Origin of the sequence: Saccharopolyspora sp. NPDC002686 (assembly GCF_040295745.1) — a bacterium.
Lineage (GTDB): Bacteria > Actinomycetota > Actinomycetes > Mycobacteriales > Pseudonocardiaceae > Saccharopolyspora > Saccharopolyspora oryzae.
The window spans coordinates 1-2,822 of the sequence record NZ_JBEOVY010000572.1; the positions used below are offsets into that span (position 1 = coordinate 1).

Here is a 2,822-nt window from a genome sequence, read left to right on the forward strand (position 1 = left end):
GGATATGGCGTGCAGTGAGTACACGAGAGAACCCAGCGGGGCTCGTCGTTCTGGCCGTTGACGACGAGATGGCCGGGCTACACCTTCGCAGCTCGCGGGGCCCGACGGCGCGGTCACGCTCCGCGCTCGGGTTACCGTGAGCGCATGGAGACCGACCGGGAAGCTGACGATCCGCGCTGGCCGAAGCGGCTCTACGAGCAGGGCGAGGAACCGGATCCCCGGTTCACCCTCGCCAACGAGCGCACCTTCCTGGCCTGGATCCGCACCGCGCTGGCGCTGATGGCCGGTGGCGTCGGACTGGAGGCGCTCAACGCGGTCGTCGACCGCCCGAATCCACTCCGGACCGCTCTCGCGGTGATGCTGTTGCTCGCCGGAGTGCTGTGCAGCGCAACGGCTTTCGCCCGGTGGATGTCCACCGAGCGCGCCTTGCGGCAGGGGCGTCCGCTGCCCGCGCCGCGCTTCGCGCCGGTGCTCGGGTACGGGCTCGGCGTGATCGGCGTGGCCGCCTGCGTCCTGCTGTTCCTCACCGGGATCTGATCGTGGCGGACCGGCCGGACGGCCCGTGGGATCCGGGCCTGCAGATCGAGCGCACCACCCTGGCCTGGTTGCGGACGACACTCGCGTTCATCGTGGGGATGTTGGTGCTGCTGCGCCTCGTGGGGCACGAGAACCTCGTGGCCGCGCTGATCTTCGCGGTGCTGGCGCTGCCGCTCGGGCTCGCCATCACCTGGCTGGTCTGGCGTCGCCACCTGACCAGCGAACGACGACTGCACGCCCGCGCTCCGCTCCCCGGTGGCGCCCTACCTGCCGCGATGACCGCGCTCGCCGTGCTGGCGGGCTGCACCGGCCTGGCCTACATCCTGTTCGCCTGACCCGGCGTCCAGTGTGGACGATCCCGATGCGCCGACCAGGCCGGGCCACGCCACCATCGCGCAGTCGATGATCGCGTGCGCGGTTTCGCGGGAACAGCCGTCTCGGGCCTGGATCGACAGGCCCTGCAGCACGGTCAGGTAGAACGAGGCGATCGCCGCGATGTTCGCACCGGCCGGCACGTCACCTTCGGCGACCGCGCGTTCCAGGCGCGAGTGCACCGCCCGGTAGTCGCTTTCGCGGCACTCGGCCAGGAATTCCTGGACGCGCTGGTTGTCCGGGCCGCAGTTGGTCGCCGAGAGCACGACCATGCACCCCCTCGGCGTGCTCGGGTCCACATAGGCGTCGGCGTTGTCGCGCAGCATGGCTTCGATCGCCTGGCGCGCGGTCGGGTGCTTCTGGAGCGAATGCTCGCCCACTGCTTCTTCGGCGCTGTTGTAGAGCGCGATCGCCTCGCGGAACAGCGCCTCCTTGGAGCCGAATGCCGCGTAGAGGCTCGGTGAGCTGATGCCCATCGCCTTGGTGAGGTCGCTCAGCGCTGTCGCCTCGTAACCCCGCTCCCAGAACAGCAGCATCGCGGCCTGCAGCGCGGCTTCGCGGTCGAAACTGCGCGGGCGACCTGGCGGCGGCATCGCACCCTCCTCCGATCTCGGCGCGGTCATCATCCCGGTCGACGCCGCAGCTCCCTCCGTTGACGCCCAGGGTAACCCGTGCTAGCCATTTATATGTCGTTCGATACAGAAAAATGAGGTGCTCATGGGGTCTCTAACGGGCAAGGTCGCACTGGTGACCGGCGGCGGGCGCGGGATCGGCGCGGGGATCGCCGAACGGCTGGCAGCCGACGGCGCCGACGTCGCGATCACCTACAACACCGCTGCCGAACGGGCTAACGCCGTCGTCGGGAAGATCGAGGAGACCGGTCGCCGGGGCCTGGCGATCGCTGCCCCGGCCTCCGACGTCGACGCGGTGGCGCGAGCGGTGCGGCGGACGGTCGACGAGCTCGGCCGGCTGGACGTCCTGGTCAACAACGCCGGGATCTTCACCTACGCACCGATCGACGAGCTGAGCCTCGAGCAGTTCGACGAGACCGTCGCGGTCCACGTGCGCGCGGTGTTCGTGGCCGTGCGGACCGCTGTCGAGCACCTGCCCGAGGGCGGCCGGATCATCAACATCGGGAGCAACCTCGCCGAACGGGTTCCCGGTCCCGGCCTGAGCCTGTACTCGCTGAGCAAGTCCGCGTTGACCGGTTTCACCAAGGGCCTCGCCCGCGATCTGGGCCTGCGCGGCATCACGGCCAACGTGGTCCACCCCGGCTCCACGGACACCGAGATGAACCCGGCCGACGGGGCGGATGCCGACGCCGAGCGGGCGCTGACCGCGCTCGGCCGCTACTCGACCCCCGCCGACATCGCGGCCACCGTCTCGCACCTGGCCGGCGAATCCGGCCGGAACATCACCGGCACCTCGATCACGGTCGACGCCGGCGCCAACGCCTGAGGACGGGAGGAACCGCGATGCCCTGGGTCGTCCTCGTCGTCGCCGGACTGCTCGAGATCGTCTGGTCGCTGGCGTTGAAGCACGCCGAAGGCATGACCCGGCTGTGGCCCGCGGTCGTGGGGATCGGGGTCGCCATGATCAGCCTCGGGATGCTGTCCGTGGCGTTGAAGCACCTGCCGGTCGGCAGCGCGTACGCGATCTGGGTCGGCATCGGCACGGTCGGCGTCGCCGTCGTGGGCATGCTCGCGCTCGGCGAACCCGCGACGTGGCCGCGCCTGGCGTTCCTGGCGCTGATCGTGGTCGGCATCGCCGGCCTGAAGTTCGTCGAAGCCTGAGCGCGGGCGCGGGAAAGTCCCCGCGCCCGCGCCGGTTCAGCATTCGATGACGTTGACCGCGAGTCCGCCGCGGGCCGTCTCCTTGTACTTGACCTTCATGTCCCGGCCGGTCTCCCGCAT

The 2,822-nt window shown here is 70.2% G+C and carries 5 protein-coding genes; 4 read left to right on the forward strand and 1 reads right to left on the reverse strand.

Annotated features, from left to right (window positions below; genetic code table 11):
• Positions 1-144: 144 nt before the first annotated feature.
• Positions 145-537, forward strand: a complete 393-nt coding sequence (locus ABTZ89_RS37685; RefSeq protein ID WP_351054060.1) for a YidH family protein — start codon at positions 145-147, stop codon at positions 535-537.
• A 2-nt stretch (positions 538-539) separates the two neighbouring features.
• A complete protein-coding gene (locus ABTZ89_RS37690; protein WP_270949110.1) occupies positions 540-872 on the forward strand; it encodes a DUF202 domain-containing protein in 333 nt (110 codons plus the stop codon).
• Here ABTZ89_RS37690 and ABTZ89_RS37695 read toward each other — a convergent pair.
• A complete protein-coding gene (locus ABTZ89_RS37695) occupies positions 801-1,502 on the reverse strand; it encodes a TetR/AcrR family transcriptional regulator (protein ID WP_351054064.1) in 702 nt (233 codons plus the stop codon). The two genes, ABTZ89_RS37690 and ABTZ89_RS37695, sit on opposite strands and share 72 nt — an antisense overlap.
• A 124-nt stretch (positions 1,503-1,626) precedes the next feature.
• Between ABTZ89_RS37695 and ABTZ89_RS37700 the strand changes: the two genes are divergently transcribed.
• Positions 1,627-2,367, forward strand: coding sequence for an SDR family NAD(P)-dependent oxidoreductase (locus ABTZ89_RS37700; protein WP_351054067.1), 741 nt, complete (start codon positions 1,627-1,629; stop codon positions 2,365-2,367).
• A 17-nt stretch (positions 2,368-2,384) separates the two neighbouring features.
• Entirely contained in the window at positions 2,385-2,702 is a 318-nt protein-coding gene (locus ABTZ89_RS37705; protein WP_270949107.1) for a DMT family transporter, read from the forward strand.
• The last annotated feature ends 120 nt before the right edge of the window (positions 2,703-2,822 follow it).

What these genes read in the sequence shown, in the direction of transcription:
- ABTZ89_RS37685 (WP_351054060.1), top strand. Translation starts at nt 145, where the DNA reads ATGGAGACCGACCGGGAAGCTGACGATCCGCGCTGGCCGAAGCGGCTC.
- ABTZ89_RS37695 (WP_351054064.1), bottom strand. Translation starts at nt 1,502, where the DNA reads ATGCCGCCGCCAGGTCGCCCGCGCAGTTTCGACCGCGAAGCCGCGCTG.
- ABTZ89_RS37700 (WP_351054067.1), top strand. Translation starts at nt 1,627, where the DNA reads ATGGGGTCTCTAACGGGCAAGGTCGCACTGGTGACCGGCGGCGGGCGC.
- ABTZ89_RS37705 (WP_270949107.1), top strand. Translation starts at nt 2,385, where the DNA reads ATGCCCTGGGTCGTCCTCGTCGTCGCCGGACTGCTCGAGATCGTCTGG.